Origin of the sequence: Streptomyces sp. NPDC020597 (assembly GCF_044335095.1) — a bacterium.
In the GTDB taxonomy this organism is placed as follows: domain Bacteria; phylum Actinomycetota; class Actinomycetes; order Streptomycetales; family Streptomycetaceae; genus Streptomyces.
The window spans coordinates 23,175-37,029 of record NZ_JBIRUL010000009.1; the positions used below are offsets into that span (position 1 = coordinate 23,175).

Below are 13,855 nucleotides of genomic sequence, written 5' to 3' on the forward strand. Positions count from 1 at the left end.
CATGGGGAAGCAGCAAGCGGCGCACATCGTCTGGGACTGGAACGGAACGCTGTTCCACGACAACGACGCGATCATCGGGGCGACGAACGCGGCGTTCGTCGAGTTGGGGCTCGAGCCGATCACGCTGGAGCAGTACCGGGCGCTGTACTGCGTGCCGGTGCCGAAGTTCTACGAGCGGCTGATGGGCAGGCTGCCCACCGACGCCGAGTGGGAGCTGATGGACGGGGTCTTCCACCGGTACTACGCCGAGCACCGGGTGCGGTGCGGTCTCACCGAGGGCGCGGCGGAGCTGCTCGCGGGGTGGCGGTCGGCGGGACACAGCCAGTCCCTGTTGAGCATGTACGTTCACGACGAACTCGTGCCGCTGGTCCGGGGGTTCGGGATCGAGCCGCACTTCGTCCGGGTCGACGGGCGGATCGGCCCCTCCGGGGGCAGTAAGGCCGAGCACATGGTGCGGCATCTGGCGGCGCTCGCCGGCGTGGAGCCGACGCGCACGGTGGTGATCGGGGACGCGGCCGACGACGCGGTGGCCGCGCTGCACGCGGGGGCGAAGGCCGTGCTGTACACGGGCGGGTCGCACAGCCGGGCCAGCCTGGAGGGGGTCGGGGCGCCGGTGGTGGACACGCTGGCGGAGGCGGTGGAGATGGCGGGGCGTATCGCCGCGTAGGCCTCCGGCGGTGGGGCGGGGCTCGTGGGGTGCTCGGGTGGGGGCGTGGTGTTCCTCGACCGGGGCCCGGCCGGGGCGGGGTGGGTGTGGGGCTGCTGGTTCTGTGCAGAACGTCAAAGTTCTGGTCCCAGTTTTGTACACATACGGCTCATGACGGGGGCCCCGTGGGGAGCGATAGCCTTGGTGGCGTGATCAGCGCGATATCTCGCGGGGGCGCTGTTGCCCCTGCCCTGCGCCCGGTGTGTGCGGACCATCTCCGCGACCGGGCGGCGGTCGCTGGTCGGCGCGGGCGGGACAGGGGCGCGAGGCGCCCCGGGACGCCGTACACACCCGGTGGGAAAAGCGTGACGTGGAGAGCAGCGTCACACGCCGGAGTGATGTCGAGAATGGCCGATAACCCCCCGCTCATCTCACCTTGCGGCATAGCGTCGGAGCAGACCGGAGACCCCGGCCCGTGGCGTCGAGCCGCAGGGGAAGAGCCCGTACTTCCTTCTACGTCACGCAACGGCGCGCGACAGGAGTCAGAGGACAATGCAGACCAAGCTGGACGAAGCCAAGGCCGAGCTGCTCGACAGGGCGGCGCGGGTCGCTGAGAACAGCCCGGTCGGGGGGCATCTACCGACTGGGACGACGGGCGAGGGCACTCCGGGCACCCCGGACCACGCCGCTCTGCTCGCGTTCCTCCAGCGCTACTACCTGCACACCGCCCAGGAGGACCTGAGCGACCGCGACCCGGTCGACGTCTTCGGGGCGGCGCTCTCCCACTACCGGCTGGCCGAGAACCGGCCGCAGGGCACCGCGAACGTGCGGGTGCACACGCCCACCGTGGAGGAGAACGGCTGGACGTGCAGCCACTCCGTCGTCGAGGTGGTCACCGACGACATGCCGTTCCTGGTCGACTCCGTCACCAACGAGCTGACCCGGCAGGGGCGGGGCATCCACCTGGTCATCCACCCGCAGGTCATGGTGCGGCGCGATGTGACCGGCAAGCTCATCGAGGTGCTGAGCGTCCCGCCGGCCGCCGGGAAGCTCCCGCACGACGGGCATGTCGAGTCCTGGATCCACGTCGAGATCGACCGTGAGACGGACCGTGCCGACCTCAAGCAGATCACCGCCGATCTGCTGCGCGTCCTGTCGGACGTCCGGGAGGCCGTCGAGGACTGGGAGAAGATGCGGGAGACGGCGCTGCGCGTCGCCGACGCGCTCCCCGAGGAGGACGTTCCCGGCGATCTGGCGCGGCCCGAGGTCGACGAGGCCCGCGAGCTGCTGCGCTGGCTGGCCGCCGACCACTTCACGTTCCTCGGCTACCGGGAGTACCAGCTGCGGGGGGACGACTCGCTGGCCGCCGTCCCCGGGACCGGGCTCGGCATCCTGCGCTCCGACCCGCATCACGCCGACGGTGACGACCATCCCGTCAGCCCGTCCTTCGAGCGGCTGCCGGCCGACGCCCGGGCCAAGGCGCGGGAGCACAAGCTGCTGGTGCTGACCAAGGCGAACAGCCGGGCCACCGTGCACCGCCCCTCCTACCTCGACTACGTCGGTGTGAAGAAGTTCGACGAGGCGGGCAACGTCATCGGCGAGCGGCGCTTCCTCGGGCTGTTCTCCTCCGCCGCCTACACCGAGTCGGTGTCGCGGGTGCCGGTCGTGCGGCGCAAGGTCGCGGCCGTGCTGGAGGGCGCCGGCTTCTCGCCCAACAGCCACGACGGACGCGACCTGCTCCAGATCATGGAGACCTACCCGCGCGACGAGATCTTCCAGACGCCGGTGGACGAGCTGCGGTCCATCGTCACCAGCGTCCTCTACCTGCAGGAGCGGCGGCGGCTGCGGCTCTACCTGCGCCAGGACGAGTACGGGCGCTACTACTCGGCGCTGGTCTACCTGCCCCGCGACCGGTACACGACGGGCGTGCGGCTGCGGATCATCGACATCCTCAAGGAGGAGCTGGGCGGGACGAGCGTCGACTTCACCGCCTGGAACACCGAGTCGATCCTGTCCCGGCTGCACTTCGTGGTCCGCGTCCCGCAGGGCACGGAGCTGCCGGAGCTGTCTGACGCCGACAAGGAACGCATCGAGGCACGGCTGGTCGAGGCGGCGCGCTCCTGGGCGGACGCCTTCCAGGAGGCGCTCACCGCCGAACTCGGTGAGGAGAAGGCCGCGGAGCTGCTGCGGCGCTACAGTCACGCCTTCCCCGAGGGCTACAAGGCCGACCACACCCCGCGCGCCGCGGTCGCCGACCTCGTCCACCTGGAGCGGCTGACCGAGGAGCGCGACTTCTCGCTGAGCCTGTACGAGCCGGTGGGCGCCGCGCCCGGCGAGCGCCGCTTCAAGATCTACCGCAAGGGTGACGCGATCTCCCTGTCGGCGGTGCTGCCGGTGCTGAGCCGGCTCGGCGTCGAGGTGATCGACGAGCGGCCGTACGAACTGCGCTGCGCGGACCGCACGCACGCCTGGATCTACGACTTCGGTCTGCGCATCCCCAAGGCGCTGGCCGGCCCCGGCGGCGACTTCCTCGGCGACGACGGGCGTGAGCGGTTCCAGGAGGCGTTCTCGGCGACCTGGACGGGCCACGCGGAGAACGACGGGTTCAACGCGCTGGTGCTGGGCGCGGGCCTGAGCTGGCGGCAGGCGGTGGTGCTGCGCGCGTACGCCAAGTACCTGCGGCAGGCCGGGGCGACGTTCAGCCAGGACTACATGGAGGACACCCTCCGCACCAACGTGCACACCACCCGGCTGCTGGTGTCGCTGTTCGAGGCGCGGATGTCGCCCGACCGGCAGCGCGCCGGGCTCGAGATCGTCGACGCCCTGCTCGAGGAGCTCGACGCGGCGCTCGACCAGGTGGCCTCGCTGGACGAGGACCGCATCCTGCGGTCGTTCCTGACCGTCATCAAGGCGACCCTGCGCACCAACTTCTTCCAGCAGCGCGCCGACGGCCGGCCGCACGACTACGTGTCGATGAAGTTCGACCCGCAGGCCATCCCGGATCTGCCGGCGCCGAGGCCCGCGTTCGAGATCTGGGTGTACTCGCCGCAGGTGGAGGGCGTGCATCTGCGGTTCGGGAAGGTCGCGCGCGGTGGTCTGCGCTGGTCCGACCGGCGTGAGGACTTCCGTACCGAGGTGCTCGGGCTGGTGAAGGCGCAGATGGTGAAGAACACCGTCATCGTGCCGGTGGGCGCCAAGGGCGGGTTCGTCGCCAAGCAGCTGCCCGATCCGGCCGTGGACCGTGACGCGTGGCTCGCCGAGGGCATCTCCAGCTACAAGACGTTCATCTCGGCGCTGCTCGACATCACCGACAACATGGTCGGCGGCGAGGTCGTGCCGCCGGCCGACGTCGTGCGGCACGACGAGGACGACACCTACCTGGTGGTCGCCGCCGACAAGGGCACGGCGACGTTCTCCGACATCGCCAACCAGGTCGCCGAGTCGTACGACTTCTGGCTCGGGGACGCCTTCGCCTCCGGAGGCTCGGCCGGTTACGACCACAAGGGCATGGGCATCACGGCCCGTGGCGCCTGGGAGTCCGTGAAGCGGCACTTCCGGGAGCTGGGCGTGGACACCCAGACCGAGGACTTCACGGTCGTCGGCATCGGTGACATGTCCGGTGACGTGTTCGGCAACGGGATGCTGCTCAGCGAGCACATCCGGCTGGTCGCCGCCTTCGACCACCGGCACATCTTCATCGACCCGCAGCCGGAGGCGGCGACCTCGTACGCCGAGCGCCGCCGGCTGTTCGAACTGCCGCGTTCCAGCTGGGCCGACTACAACGCCGAACTGCTCTCCGCGGGCGGCGGGATCTTCCCCCGTACCGCCAAGGCGATCCCGGTCAACTCGCACATCCGGGAGGCCCTCGGCATCGACGCGGGCGTCACCAAGCTGACCCCGGCCGACCTGATGAAGGCGATCCTGCGGGCGCCGGTGGACCTGCTGTGGAACGGCGGCATCGGCACGTACGTGAAGTCCGCCGCGGAGTCGAACGCGGACGTCGGCGACAAGGCCAACGACCCGATCCGGGTGGACGGCGCCGACCTGCGCGTCAAGGTCGTCGGCGAGGGCGGCAACCTGGGTCTGACCCAGCTGGGCCGGATCGAGTTCGCGCTGCACGGCGGACGCATCAACACGGACGCCATCGACAACAGCGCCGGCGTGGACACCTCCGACCACGAGGTGAACATCAAGATCCTGCTGAACGGCCTGGTCGGCGAGGGCGACATGACCGTCAAGCAGCGCAACAAGCTGCTCGCGGAGATGACCGACGAGGTCGGCGGGCTCGTCCTGCGCAACAACTACGCGCAGAACACGGCGATCGCCAACGCCCTCGCGCAGTCCAAGGACATGCTCCACGCCCAGCAGCGCTTCATGCGGCACCTGGTGCGGGAGGGGCATCTGGACCGGGCCCTGGAGTTCCTGCCCACCGACCGGCAGATCCGTGAGCGTCTCGGCGCCGGCCAGGGTCTGACCAGTCCGGAGACGGCCGTCCTGCTGGCGTACACCAAGATCACGGTGTCGGACGAGCTGCTGCACACCTCGCTGCCCGACGACCCGTATCTGCGGTCGCTGTTGCACGCGTACTTCCCGACGGCGTTGCGCGAGCGGTTCCCCGAGGGCGTCGACAGTCACCCGCTGCGCCGTGAGATCACCACGACCGTCCTCGTCAACGACACGGTCAACACGGGAGGTACGACGTATCTGCACCGGCTGCGCGAGGAGACGGGCGCTTCGCTGGAGGAGATCGTGCGGGCCCAGACCGTGGCCCGGGCGATCTTCAGCTCGGCGTCGGTGTGGGACGCGGTGGAGGAGCTCGACAACCGGGTCGAGGCAGAGGTGCAGACCCGGATCCGGCTGCACTCGCGGCGGCTCGTCGAGCGCGGCACCCGCTGGCTGCTGAACAACCGGCCGCAGCCGCTGCAGCTCGCCGAGACGGTCGACTTCTTCGCCGAGCGCGTCGAGCAGGTGTGGTCGCAGCTGACGAAGCTGCTGCGGGGCGCGGACCTGGAGTGGTGGCAGCGCATCCACGACGAGCTGACCGCGTCCGGTGTCCCGGACGAACTGGCGACGCGGGTGGCCGGGTTCTCCTCGGCGTTCCCCGCGCTGGACATCGTGTCGGTGGCCGACCGCATGGGCAAGGACCCGCTGGACGTCGCCGAGGTGTACTACGACCTCGCCGACCGTCTGCAGATCAGCCGGCTGATGGACCGGATCATCGAGCTGCCGCGCGCCGATCGCTGGCAGTCGATGGCCCGCGCCTCGATCCGCGAGGACCTGTACGCGGCGCACGCGGCGCTGACCGCGGACGTCCTGGCGGTCGGCAACGGGACGTCGACGCCCGCGCAGCGGTTCACGGCGTGGGAGGAGAAGAACGCGGCGATCCTGGGCCGGGCCCGCACCACGCTGGAGGAGATCCAGAGTTCGGAGACGTTCGACCTGGCCAACCTGTCGGTGGCCATGCGGACGATGCGCACCTTGCTGCGGACGCACTCGTAGGCGGTGAGCGGCACGCCGTAGGCATGCGGGAAGGGCGCCTCCGAGTCGATCGGGGGCGCCCTTCCCGCATGTCGTGCGAAGCGGCCTGCGGTTACTTCGCCGCGGGCTTCTTCTTGCCGTCCCCGGTGAAGGCCTCGTACGCCTTGATGACGTCCTCCGCGGGCCCGTCCATGCGCAGCTCGCCGCGCTCCAGCCACAGGGCCCGTTCGCAGGTCTCCAGGATCGAGCTGTTGCTGTGGCTGACCAGGAACACCGTGCCGGCGTGCTCGCGCATCTGGCGGATGCGCTCCGCGGAGCGGCCGCGGAACTTGGCGTCGCCGGTGGACAGCGCCTCGTCGATGAGCAGGACGTCGTGGTCCTTGGCGGCGGCGATGGAGAACCGCAGCCGGGCGCCCATGCCGGAGGAGTACGTGCGCATCGGCAGGGAGATGAAGTCGCCCTTCTCGTTGATGCCGGAGAAGTCGACGATCTCCTGGTAGCGCGCCTTGATCTGTTCGCGCGTCATGCCCATGGCCAGGCCGCCGAGGTAGACGTTGCGCTCGCCGGTCAGGTCGCTCATCAGGGCCGCGTTGACGCCGAGGAGGGAGGGCTGGCCGTCCGTGTAGATCCGGCCGCGCTCCACCGGGAGCAGGCCGGCGATCGCCTTGAGCAGGGTGGACTTGCCGGAGCCGTTGGTGCCGATCAGGCCGATGGCCTCGCCCTTGTAGGCGACGAAGGAGACGTTCTTCACGGCGTGCACGGTGCGCACGCCGGCCGCCTTGTCGGCCTGCTTGCGGCGCACGATGCGGTTGAGGGCGGCCGTCGCGCTGCCCTTGCCGCCGACCGTGCCGTTGACCCGGTAGACGATGTCGACGCTGTCGGCGATGACCGTGGGGGTGCGCTCGTCGGCGACGGCCTCGGAGGTCCGCTCGTCGGCGGGGTCGCGGGTGTCGGTGCGGTTTGCGATGTCAGCCACGTCCGTACGTCTCCTCGGCCTTCCAGAAGTAGATGAACCCGCCGACGCCGGCGACCAGCGCCCAGCCGGTGGCGACCAGCCACACGTGCGGCGGCAGCTGGCTCGCGTGGAAGGTGTCGATCAGCGCGAAGCGCATCAGGTCGATGTAGACGGCGGCGGGGTTGGCCCGCAGCAGGTCGGCGGCCCAGGCCGGCATGCCGTGGTGGGCCTTGACCAGGTTGTCGAGGCTCCACATCACGCCGGACATGTACATCCAGGTGCGCAGGACGAACGGCATGAGCTGCGCGATGTCCGGCGTCTTGGCGCCCAGCCGGGCCAGGACCATGGAGACGCCGGCGTTGAACACGAACTGGAGCGCGAGGGCCGGGATGACCAGGAACCAGGAGAAGGCCGGCGGGACGCCGACGCCGAGCAGGATGAACACCAGGGCGGCCATCGAGAACAGCAGCTGCTGCAGTTGTTGCAGGCAGAACGAGATCGGCAGCGCGGCCCGCGGGAAGTGCAGGGCGCGCACCAGGCCGATGTTGCCGGAGATGGCGCGGGTGCCGGTCATGATCGAGGTCTGGGTGAACGTCCAGACGAACACGCCGGTGACCAGGAACGGGATGAAGTCCGCCACGCCCCGCTTGGTGTTCAGCAGCACACCGAAGATGAAGTAGTAGACCGCCGCGTTCAGCAGGGGGGTCATCACCTGCCAGACCTGGCCCAGCTTGGCCTGGCTGTAGGTGGTGGTGAGCTTGGCGGTGGCGAACGCGGTGATGAAGTGACGGCGCGCCCACAGCTGGCGGATGTACTCCGGCAGCGTGGGCCGGGCGCCACTGACCGTGAGGCCGTGTCGGGCCGCCAGGGCCGCGAGGTCGCCGTGGGGCGCGGCCTCCGTGCGGGGCGGTGTGTGGAGGACCTGACTCACATCCGCTGCTTTCACTCGGGGAGGGGGGCTCGGGCGGCGGCGCTCCCGCAGTCGTCCGATCGTTTCCTTACGCTTTTCTTCACGTTTTCTTACGTCGGGACGGGACCGTATCGTCGCAACGTGAGAGTAGGCCGATTGGACGTCGGAACGCAACCGTTTCGTCGTAACGCCCTATGCTGGTCGCATGACGACGAACGCGACGAACGCCGACGGACCTGGGGCGCGCCCGCGCCGCCGGGCGCCCGCGGGCGCGGCCGTGCTCCGGGAGGATGTGACGGAAGCCATCCGGGCAGCCGTCTTCGAGGAGTTGGCGTCCGTCGGGTACGCCCGGATGTCCATCGAGGGCATCGCCCGCCGGGCCGGTGTGGGCAAGACCGCGGTCTACCGGCGCTGGCGTTCCAAACTGCACCTGGTCCTCGACATCGTCTCGGTGATCGCCGTGCAGGGCCTGCCGGCCCCGGAGACGGGCAGCCTCGAGGGCGACCTGCGCATGCTGTACGAGGTGACCTCCCGGGCGCTGCGCCACCCGGTGGCCTCGCAGATCATTCCCGACCTGCAGGCCGAGGCGGCCCGCAACCCCGACATCGCCGAGGCCCTGCAGAAGGCGCTGAAGGAGGGGCAGGAGGGCGTCGCACTGAAGATCGTGGCGGCGGCGGCGGGGCGCGGTGAGATCCGTGCCGGGCTGAACGAGGAGCTGGCGCTCGACCTGATCTCGGGCCCGCTCTACTGGCGTTCGGTGGTGATCCGCAGCCCGAAGCTGCCCAAGGGGTACCTGGGGTCGCTGGCCCGGGCGACCGCCGAGGCGATCAAGGCGCTGTGACGGCGCTGTGACGCCGGGGCGGCACGGCCCCTGCCTCCGGCCCCCTGCCTCCGGCCCCGGAGCCCGGTGGGTCAGCACCGTCCGCAGGGGCCGTCCGTGCGGGCCGTCGGGGCTGTCCGGGCCGTCGGGGCTGTCCGTCGGGGCCGTCCGGCCGGAGGACGTGCCGGGCCGGGGGCCTGCTCACAGGGCTGCCGGGGTCCGTCCGGCGGGGGTGACCCGGCGGGGGAGTCCCGAACCGGGGAGGTGGCCGGGGCGGGGGCGCGGCCGGGTGGAGCGCCACAGGCGGGCGAAGGACAGGGCGGCGGCCGCGGTCAGCAGGCCGTTGCGTGTCAGCAGCAGCGCCGTGCCCGTCCAGGTGCAGCCGGTGACCTCCGCGTAGTGCAGGGGGTAGATCGCCGAGGTGACGGCGGCCGCGGCCAGCAGCAGTACGGCCGTCGGGCGCTGGACGGTGTGCCGTGACGTCAGGCAGACGGCGGCCAGGCCCAGCAGCCAGACCAGGTACTGCGGACTGATCACCCGGCTCGTCACGGTGAGCAGCAGGACGGCGCTCAGCGCGGCGTCGAAGGGCGTGGCCTCGGTCCAGCGGCGGGCCCCGAACCGCCACAGCGACAACAGGGCGAACGCGAGGACGGTGAGCGCGAGACAGGCGTGCGCGAGGGTGGAGACGTACGGCCCGACGAACTCCATCGCGCCGTACCGGTAGCGGACCGTGCCCGGCCACCCGGCGTGCGAGGCGACGGAGAGCAGCGTGCCGCCGAGGGACTCGATCTGCACGCCCCGTGCGCCCTGCTGCAGCAGGAACGCGAGCGGGTCGCGGAACGCCAGCGCGAGCAGCGCGAGCGTCGCGGCGGCCGTCGCCGCGGCCGTCCGCCACGCCGACCCGGTGTGCCGCCCCGGGGGGACGCCCAGCAACGCCAGCGCCGGCCACGCCTTCACCAGCGCTCCCAGCGCCGCGAACGCCCCGCATGCGCGCGCGGACCGCTTCAGCGTCAGCAGGGAGAGCACGGCGAGGGCCGTCGCCTGCACGTCGTAGCGCACGAGCGGCACATGCAGCAGCAGCGGCAGTCCGCACGTCCACAGGTGGGCCCCGAGTGGGGAACGGCCGGGGCGGGCCCCCGCGCGGGCCAGCGCCAGCGCGGTCACCGCGTCGGCGGCCAGGGCGAGGGCGACGAACCCCTGGAAGTACGTCAGGCCGGGCAGCAGCGCGGGCGACAGCAGGACCGGGCCGGCGCCGGGCGGGTACTGCCACAGCGGGTCGTGCGCAGGGAAGGCGCCGTGCGTGAGGACGCCGTACCAGTGGTGGTACAGCCCCCACACCTCCCGTGCGACCCGGAAGCCTCCCCAGGAGGGCCGGGCGCTGTGGGCGAGCAGCCACAGCGTCAGCGCGCGGGTGGCGAGCCAGCCGACGGTGATCGCCAGGAGGTGACGCTTCGTCGAGGTGTCCATCACGCCGGATGGTAATCATGATGGATATCGCTTTTGGTCTAATTTGCACCTCATGTGATGGTCGGTCCCCGTGATGGACGCAACCGCCGCGCAGAATCGGCCCGTGGTGTGCGCACGCTCGCGGCCGACGCGCCGAACCGGGGCCCTGGCAGTCGCCGTCCCGGCGGCCGTCATGCTCGCGGTCGGTCTGTGGGGACTCGACCGCGGCGGCATGTGGCGCGACGAGGCCGTCACCTTCCAGGTCGCCCGGCGGACCGTGCCGCAGATCTGGCGGCTGCTGCACGGGGTGGACGCGGTGCACGGCCTGTACTACCTCGTCATGCACGCCGTCCTCGCCGCCGCGCCCGGAGAGGTCGTCCTGCGGCTGCCGTCCGTGTGCGCGGCGGCCGCCGCCGCGGGCCTGGTCGCCGCGCTCGGGGTGCGGCTGGCCCGGCCCCGGGTCGGCCTGTGGGCGGGCCTGCTGTACGCGGTGACCCCGCTCGCCGGTCACTACGCACAGGAGGGCCGCTCGTACGCGCTGGTCGCGGCGGGCGCGGCCGGGGCGACGCTGCTGCTGGCGCGGGCGCTGGACGGCGGGTCCGGGCGTGCGCGGCCGACGCCGGGCGGCGGGGCGCCGCGGGTGTGGTGGGCGTACGCAGGCGTCGTCGCCGTGACGTGTCTGCTGCACGAGCTGGCGGTGCTCGTGCTGTGCGCCCACGCGCTCACGCTGGCCCTGCTGCGGTCGCCGCGGGCGGTGTGGCGGCGCTGGGTGCTCTCGGCCGGCGCGGCGGTCGCCGTGCTGCTGCCGCTGGCCCTGGAGTCGCGGAGGCAGTCCCGTCAGGTGGAGTGGCTGCCGGTGCCGGACTGGGGCAGCGCCGAACGGCTGCTGCGCGGTTTCACCGCCGGCCCGGAGGGCGCGGTGTTCTGGGGGTGCGTGACCCTGATGGCGGTGGGGCTGCTGTCCGGGCGGACGGCGGCCGTCATGGCGCCGGTGATGCTGGCGCCGCCGGCGGTCCTGATGCTGTTCTCCCGGTTCATGCCGCTCTACCACGAGCGGTACGTGCTGTACGCGCTGGCGGGGGCGCCGCTGCTGGTCGCCGCCGGCGCCGATCTGGTGGTCGGCCGGCTGGCCGCCCTCGCCGGACGCCCCTCGCGCTCGCGTGCCGTCACCGCGGCCGGCGTGCTGGCGGTCGCGCTCGTCTTCGTCCAGCTGCTGCCGCTGCACCGGTACTACCGCACCCTCGCGCACCGCCCCGACAACCTCGCGGCCGTCTCCGCGCTGGCGGCCGGCGAGGTCCGCCCCGGCGACCCGGTGCTGTTCCTGCCGGCGCTCGGGCGGCGGGCGGCGCTCGCGTATCCGGAAGGGTTCCGCGGGGCGCGGGATCTGGCGCTGAAGGCGCCCGGAGCCCGGTCCGGCACGCTGTACGGCCGTGAGGTCGGCCCGCGCGAACTGCAGCGCAGGCTCGCCGCGGTGGACCGGCTGTGGGTGGTCGCCGAGCCGTGGGCGCTGCGCTCGCGGTGGTTCCCGGGCGACCCGACCGAACGGGTGAAGCTGGTGGCCGTGGAGGAGCGGTTCACTCCACGCTGGGAGCGTGAGCGCTCCGACGTGATCCTGCGCCTGTACGTCCGCCGCGGGCCGGGCGCGGCGTCGGCGGCCGGCTCCCCGCCGTCGGCGGGCGTCGTGGGGTCCGGTGGCCGGCGGTCTTGCGGCGTCGGGCGCTCGGCGGCGTCCGGCGTCGGGTTCCGGCCACGTCCTAGCGGTCTCCCGGCGTCGCGTCCTGGGCCGTCGCCGTGTCCAGGGCGGCGGTGAGCTCGTCCAGGCGGTTGCGCAGTTCGCCGATCTCGGTGAGGTCGAAGCCGGTGGCGGTGACGATCCTGCGCGGCACCTCCACGGCCCGGTCGCGCAGCGCGGCGCCCTCCTCGGTCAGCCGCACCTCCACCGAGCGCTCGTCGCGGGCGCTGCGCTCACGGCGTACCAGCCCCGCCGCCTCCAGGCGCTTGAGCAGCGGCGAGAGCGTGCCGGAGTCCAGGCGCAGGTGCTCGCCCAGCCGCTTGACGGGCAGCGTGCCCCGCTCCCAGAGGACCAGCATCACCAGGTACTGCGGGTAGGTGAGCCCGAGGTCCTTGAGGATCACGCGGTAGACGCCGTTGAAGGCGCGCGACGCGGCGTGCAGGGAGAAGCAGATCTGGCTGTCCAGGCGGAGCCAGTTCTCCGTGGCGTCGTCGTGGCCGGCGGGTGGCAGGGGGGCGGTCATGTCTCCAGGGTAGCGCTTACGCGCCATTTGGTTGTGCCCAATTGAATTGTGTGCTCTACTTCTCGGCGTGAGGCGGCCGGACCGGGCCGCCGGATCGACGAGAGGGATGGATTCCATGGACGCGCTCTACACCGCTGTCGCCACCGCCACCCACGGCCGCGAGGGCCGCGCCGTCTCCTCCGACGGCAAGATCGACCTGGCGCTGGCCATGCCCGCGGAGCTGGGCGGCAACGGACAGGGCACCAACCCGGAGCAGCTGTTCGCCGCCGGCTACGCCGCCTGCTTCGGCAGCGCCCTCGGCCTCGTCGGCCGTCAGGCGAAGGTGGACGTCAGCGACGCCGCCGTGACCGCCGAGGTCGGCATAGGCAAGGAGGGCGAGGGCTTCGCGCTCAAGGTGACCCTGCGCGTCGAGCTGCCCGAGACGGTGGACGAGGCGACCGGCCGCAAGCTCGTCGAGCAGGCCCACCAGGTCTGCCCCTACTCCAACGCCACCCGCGGCAACGTCCCGGTCGAGCTCGTCATCGAGTAGTCGCCAGGGGCCGCCGAGCAGCCCCCGGACGTCCCGTGGCCCCCGGGCGGAGCGCTCCCGCTCCTTCAGGGGGCCGCTCGCGTGCGGCGGGCGCGTGCGGCGGCCGTGCTCGGCGGGTGTGTCCGGCGCGCGTGCGGCCGCGCTACCAGCGACCCCCGGGCGCTGCCCCGACGTACGGCCCGCAGCACGCGACCGCCAGCGGAACCGCCGCGGTGAGCGCCCACCGGCCCCACACGGCGGCCCGCCGCTCGCGTTCCCAGCCGGCGACGATCGCCACCGCGCCGACGGCCGCCGCGACGCACGCGACCGGATCCGCCAGCAGGATCAGCGCGTACAGCGCGCCCAGCCACGCGTACCCCCAGCAACTCCTGAGGCCGCTCGGGCCGAGATAGCGGACCCGGCAGCGCACCGCCCCCGCGCGCGCGGCCGTGGACGCCCAGACCCAGAAGGCGAGCCCCACGGCGAGCGTCGAGGGGTCACCGAGGTCGCCGGCGGCCGCCGTCCAGCCGAGGTGACCGCGCCACACCAGGGCCATGGCGACCAGGCCCAGCGCCGCCGCCCAGGGCCGGCCCGTCAGCACGCGCGCGAAACGGCCGATGCCGGTCAACAGCACCAGCAGATGGAACGGACCCGCCGCCGCCGTACGGCTCAGCGGATCGTGCCAGTACGCGAGGGACATCGCCGTCCAGAGCAGGACGCCGGCGAACCGGTAGGGCGTCAGGGGCCAGGGGGTGCGGACAGTGGGGCGCATGCCACGCGCCTTCCCTCTCACGGTGCGTTGTTCTCGGCGGCTAGGCCGCACGGAGGACGTCCCCG

General features: G+C 72.2%; 10 protein-coding genes. 5 read left to right on the forward strand and 5 right to left on the reverse strand.

Annotated elements, in window-relative coordinates:
- The first annotated feature begins 1 nt into the window (after position 1).
- Both ACH4ZA_RS17575 and ACH4ZA_RS17580 read left to right on the forward strand, forming a co-directional pair.
- Entirely contained in the window at positions 2 to 667 is a 666-nt protein-coding gene (locus ACH4ZA_RS17575; RefSeq protein WP_319280221.1) for an HAD family hydrolase, read from the forward strand.
- Between the two features lie 531 nt (positions 668 to 1,198).
- On the forward strand, positions 1,199 to 6,145 hold the full coding sequence (locus ACH4ZA_RS17580) for an NAD-glutamate dehydrogenase (protein ID WP_398430191.1): 4,947 nt from the start codon (positions 1,199 to 1,201) through the stop codon (positions 6,143 to 6,145).
- Positions 6,146 to 6,236: 91 nt separating this feature from the next.
- Here ACH4ZA_RS17580 and ACH4ZA_RS17585 read toward each other — a convergent pair whose 3' ends face one another.
- Both ACH4ZA_RS17585 and ACH4ZA_RS17590 read right to left on the reverse strand, forming a co-directional pair.
- The gene (locus ACH4ZA_RS17585) at positions 6,237 to 7,100 is read right to left on the reverse strand and encodes an ABC transporter ATP-binding protein (protein ID WP_398430192.1); all 864 of its coding nucleotides are present in this window, start codon (positions 7,098 to 7,100) and stop codon (positions 6,237 to 6,239) included.
- Entirely contained in the window at positions 7,093 to 8,010 is a 918-nt protein-coding gene (locus tag ACH4ZA_RS17590) for an ABC transporter permease (RefSeq protein WP_319280217.1), read from the reverse strand. The genes ACH4ZA_RS17585 and ACH4ZA_RS17590 overlap by 8 nt, the downstream gene beginning before the upstream one ends.
- Positions 8,011 to 8,194: 184 nt before the next feature.
- Here ACH4ZA_RS17590 and ACH4ZA_RS17595 point away from each other — a divergent pair, with 184 nt between their 5' ends.
- Positions 8,195 to 8,830 carry a TetR/AcrR family transcriptional regulator gene (locus tag ACH4ZA_RS17595; RefSeq protein WP_398430194.1) on the forward strand — a complete coding sequence of 212 codons (636 nt, stop codon included), beginning with the start codon at positions 8,195 to 8,197 and terminating at the stop codon, positions 8,828 to 8,830.
- Between the two features lie 180 nt (positions 8,831 to 9,010).
- Here the strand turns inward: ACH4ZA_RS17595 and ACH4ZA_RS17600 are convergent, their stop codons facing one another.
- Positions 9,011 to 10,276: a glycosyltransferase 87 family protein gene (locus ACH4ZA_RS17600; RefSeq protein WP_398430195.1), complete on the reverse strand. Its 1,266-nt coding sequence runs from the start codon at positions 10,274 to 10,276 to the stop codon at positions 9,011 to 9,013.
- Positions 10,277 to 10,349: 73 nt separating this feature from the next.
- Between ACH4ZA_RS17600 and ACH4ZA_RS17605 the strand changes: the two genes are divergently transcribed.
- Positions 10,350 to 12,065 (forward strand): hypothetical protein, encoded by a 1,716-nt coding sequence (locus ACH4ZA_RS17605; RefSeq protein WP_398430463.1) that lies wholly within the window; start codon positions 10,350 to 10,352, stop codon positions 12,063 to 12,065.
- Here ACH4ZA_RS17605 and ACH4ZA_RS17610 read toward each other — a convergent pair.
- The gene (locus tag ACH4ZA_RS17610) at positions 12,010 to 12,510 is read right to left on the reverse strand and encodes a MarR family winged helix-turn-helix transcriptional regulator (RefSeq protein ID WP_398430196.1); all 501 of its coding nucleotides are present in this window, start codon (positions 12,508 to 12,510) and stop codon (positions 12,010 to 12,012) included. The two genes, ACH4ZA_RS17605 and ACH4ZA_RS17610, sit on opposite strands and share 56 nt — an antisense overlap.
- Before the next feature lie 115 nt (positions 12,511 to 12,625).
- Between ACH4ZA_RS17610 and ACH4ZA_RS17615 the strand changes: the two genes are divergently transcribed.
- Positions 12,626 to 13,039 carry an organic hydroperoxide resistance protein gene (locus tag ACH4ZA_RS17615; RefSeq protein ID WP_319280207.1) on the forward strand — a complete coding sequence of 138 codons (414 nt, stop codon included), beginning with the start codon at positions 12,626 to 12,628 and terminating at the stop codon, positions 13,037 to 13,039.
- 142 nt (positions 13,040 to 13,181) lie between these two features.
- On the opposite strand, the gene ACH4ZA_RS17620 is transcribed toward ACH4ZA_RS17615, so the two are convergent.
- Complete coding sequence (locus tag ACH4ZA_RS17620) at positions 13,182 to 13,790, reverse strand: hypothetical protein (RefSeq protein WP_398430198.1); 609 nt, start codon at positions 13,788 to 13,790, stop codon at positions 13,182 to 13,184.
- Positions 13,791 to 13,855: the final 65 nt, after the last annotated feature.

What these genes read in the sequence shown, in the direction of transcription:
- ACH4ZA_RS17575 (WP_319280221.1), top strand. Translation starts at nt 2, where the DNA reads ATGGGGAAGCAGCAAGCGGCGCACATCGTCTGGGACTGGAACGGAACG.
- ACH4ZA_RS17580 (WP_398430191.1), top strand. Translation starts at nt 1,199, where the DNA reads ATGCAGACCAAGCTGGACGAAGCCAAGGCCGAGCTGCTCGACAGGGCG.
- ACH4ZA_RS17595 (WP_398430194.1), top strand. Translation starts at nt 8,195, where the DNA reads ATGACGACGAACGCGACGAACGCCGACGGACCTGGGGCGCGCCCGCGC.
- ACH4ZA_RS17600 (WP_398430195.1), bottom strand. Translation starts at nt 10,276, where the DNA reads ATGGACACCTCGACGAAGCGTCACCTCCTGGCGATCACCGTCGGCTGG.
- ACH4ZA_RS17605 (WP_398430463.1), top strand. Translation starts at nt 10,350, where the DNA reads ATGGACGCAACCGCCGCGCAGAATCGGCCCGTGGTGTGCGCACGCTCG.
- ACH4ZA_RS17610 (WP_398430196.1), bottom strand. Translation starts at nt 12,510, where the DNA reads ATGACCGCCCCCCTGCCACCCGCCGGCCACGACGACGCCACGGAGAAC.
- ACH4ZA_RS17615 (WP_319280207.1), top strand. Translation starts at nt 12,626, where the DNA reads ATGGACGCGCTCTACACCGCTGTCGCCACCGCCACCCACGGCCGCGAG.
- ACH4ZA_RS17620 (WP_398430198.1), bottom strand. Translation starts at nt 13,790, where the DNA reads ATGCGCCCCACTGTCCGCACCCCCTGGCCCCTGACGCCCTACCGGTTC.